1 protein-coding gene is annotated in these 333 nt (G+C 58.0%); it reads left to right on the top strand.

Annotated elements, in window-relative coordinates:
- Window positions 1–12 precede the first annotated feature (12 nt).
- On the top strand, window positions 13–333 hold a 321-nt coding region (locus tag O4G76_RS20195), incomplete at its 3' end, for an ATP-binding cassette domain-containing protein (RefSeq protein ID WP_269398931.1).

Genomic DNA, 333 nt, shown 5'->3' with positions numbered 1-333 from the left:
GGATTACATGACATGATCGTCGTCGAGGATTTGCATAAGCACTTCGGCGGGTTCCACGCGGTGGACGGCGCTTCGCTGGAAATCGCCAAGGGCTCCATTACTGGTTTGATCGGACCAAACGGTGCGGGAAAAACCACTCTTTTCAACGTGGTGGCGGGTGTTCTTCCACCCACGTCAGGCCGCGTCCTGATGGATGGTGAGGACATCACCGGCCTGCCACCGCATGAGCTGTTCCACAAAGGATTACTGCGCACCTTCCAGATCGCGCACGAGTTCTCCTCGATGACCTGCCGCGAGAACCTGATGATGGTCCCGGGCAACCAATCGGGTGAG

This window comes from Limimaricola sp. G21655-S1, from assembly GCF_027213785.1.
Lineage (GTDB): Bacteria > Pseudomonadota > Alphaproteobacteria > Rhodobacterales > Rhodobacteraceae > Limimaricola.
Note: the sequence above shows the minus strand (reverse complement) of the source record. Positions and strands in the feature narration are given on the sequence as shown.